A 2,660-nucleotide genomic window follows, 5' to 3' on the forward strand; every position below is an offset into this window, starting at 1 on the left:
GGTGGTGTAGTCGCGTCCGGTGAGGTGTGAGGTCCAGGCGAGGGTGTCGTTGGTGCGGTTGAGTTTCCAGTGGTTGTGGGTTTTGTGGTTGTGGTGGCGGCGGCAAAGGGGTGTGAGGTTCTCGGGGGTGGTGGGTCCGCCCTGGTTGAAGGGTTGGTTGTGGTCGAGGTCGCAGCGGTCGGCGGGCATGTGGCAGTGCGGGAACACGCACGTGTTGTGCTTGAGCTGGGTGAGGCGCTTGATGGCGGCGCGGGGTGTGTAGGTGCGGGGCGAGGCGTGAACGAGGGTGCCGTCGGTGGAGGTGAGCAGGAAGCGCCATTGGGCGGTGTGTGCTGATGCGATGCGGCGGGTTTGTTCGGGGCACAGGGGGCCGTAGCCGGTAAGGTGACCGGGCTCGTGGCTTAGGCCCAGGAGGGTTTCGATGTTCACCACCACGCTCACGTGCGCCGGCACGGCCGGGAGCGTCGGGAGGGTGGATGGCGCTGGCCCGGTTCCGGCGGTGTTGCCGCAGGCAGCGTGGTACAGGAGCGCGGGCAGCAGGTCAGCGCGGCACTGGTCGAGCGTGCGCTTATCGGCGGGGTTGGTGTTGGTGTTCTTGCGCTTCGCACTCTGGGCTAGGGCGGTGAGGGTGCGCATGGCCATCTGCGCCACATCGGCCGGCAGGTAAAAGCTTAACGTGGCCATCCCGTCGTCTTCGGCGCGCAGTTCGACTCGGCGGCGAGCACGCTCGTGACGGTGACGATTCGCAGCGGCGTCCGGGTCGGCGCGCAGCACGGCGCGACGAATGGCCTGGCGGGTGACTGCGGCGCTCTGGCCTGCCATCCGGGGTAGGACGCGGGTTTCGACGGCCCGGGCGGTCGAGTCGTCGAGGCCGGCGGTCAGTTGGGTTAGGGCGCGGGCTTGCTCGATAGAGACCTCACCCTGGGAGAGTTGGCGCAGGGTACTGGGGAACAGGCGGGTGAGGGCGTGGGCGTCGGCCAGCCGGGCCTGGGCGGTGGCGGGGGACCAGGCCAGGGCGGCGCTCAACTCGCTTTCCACCAACCACAACCAACCGCCACCCCTATCGCCATTGCCACCCCCATTGCCACCGCCACCGGTTTCCGGCTCGTGGCGGGCCAGGGCGGCAAGGCTGCGGACCAGCCCGGCGTGCGCGTGACGCAACAGCCGCTCCCACGCAAGCACCACATCCAGGCAACCAGCCGCCGAGAGATCATCGAACACCAGTTCGTCCAGCGCCCCCGCGCACGGCACCGACCCGGCCAAGCGCGCAGCCATTGCATCCGCATGCGACCGGGCTGCGGCAGTGACTGCGGTCGCGACTGTAGCCGTGACTGCGGCCGTGACTTCGGGGGCAATCTCAATCGTGTCCATGGTGGGCCTCTCAGGTGTGCCGGTGGCATCGACGCAGGTGGTGGAGTGTTTCTCTCTAATCCAATTCTATCGAAGGTGCCGAATGTATGGCGTAGATTACAATAAGTCATACTTATTCCCATTGACTCCCATCTCCTCTCCCGGCATGTGATACGCCTGACACGCCTGACACATCTAATACATGCGATACGCGTGATACGCGTTGGGGGCTTACTTCGTCAGCCGCGGGCTAGTGCGCGCACTAGCATCGCCGAAGGTACTGGGCGTGCGCCTGAGCGCCGCACTCCCTCGGCGACCTCGCGATCGGACGATACGACGATCACCGGGCGCCCCTGCGGTTCCGCGGCGACTAGTCGGCGGATCAGCTCGTCGGCGATTTCGCCGGGACGGGAGAAGAGAACGCGCACGCCCTTGTGCTGCGGTACCGGGACGGGTCCGCCGAGTTCGGCGCCGTCGAATACGCACGTCACCTCGGCGCCGGTACGTGCCGCCATCGAGCCGAGGCCGCGAAGCAGACGGACGCGCTGCTCGTGCAGAGACAGCGTCGGGTACCCGGTCTTCGTTACGTTGTAGCCGTCGATGATCAGGTGCGCGCGTGGCAACGCGAGCAGTTGGTCGAGCACCGCTGGGTCGTCATGCGCACGCGCCTTGCCTTGCACGTCGCCGGTTCCTGGCGCGGCCGGACGTACCGCGTCGACCGTGTCGGCCGGGCGCTGCTCGGTGGGTGAGAGCGCGAGTTCGCGGCGCAAGCCGGTGGCGGCCTCGGAGATGGTCTCCAGTAGCAGCCGCAGTCGCACTTCCTCGGCGCCGCGGGTTTCGCGCGTGCTGCGCCGTGCGGCCTCCAGAGCGGCCTCAGCCTCGGCGAGACGGGTCCGCACCCGCCGCAGCTCGATTTCGGCGCCGGAGACGGCTCCTGCGGCCTGCGTGCGGGCTTCCTCAGCTTCGGCCGCGGCCTTACGCGCCTCAGCCTGCGCGCGGCGCATGTCAGCTTCCAGCTGCCGGTTACGGCGGCGTAGCGAGTCGCCCTCGCGCCGCTCGGCGACAACCTCAGCCTTGAGCCGCTCGACGTCCGCCTTCGCGGCGTCGCGTAGCGCGTCGATCTCGGCCTTCAGGCGCGCCACTTCGTCGCCAAGGTGCTCGTCAGCGATGGCGCGCTCGGCGGCGCGTGCGGCCAACTCGGCCTCTTCGACGAGTTCGGGCCAGCCGACCGGGCGCACGAGGTACGCGAGCGCCGCCACGTCCCGCGGGTCGGCGGCGGCCGGGAAGACGCCCGCGTCGAAGGCCGTGAC

Annotated in this window: 2 protein-coding genes; both read right to left on the reverse strand. The window is 68.8% G+C overall.

Features of this window, described 5'->3' with window-relative positions; genetic code table 11:
* Positions 1–1,371 (reverse strand): HNH endonuclease (locus VGS97_RS07110; protein WP_326852442.1); only part of this gene is annotated, 1,371 nt, incomplete at its 3' end.
* A 218-nt stretch (positions 1,372–1,589) separates the two neighbouring features.
* On the reverse strand, positions 1,590–2,660 hold a 1,071-nt coding region (locus VGS97_RS07115; RefSeq protein ID WP_326852443.1), incomplete at its 5' end, for an NYN domain-containing protein.

This window comes from Actinocrinis sp. (assembly GCF_035946395.1).
In the GTDB taxonomy this organism is placed as follows: domain Bacteria; phylum Actinomycetota; class Actinomycetes; order Streptomycetales; family Catenulisporaceae; genus Actinocrinis.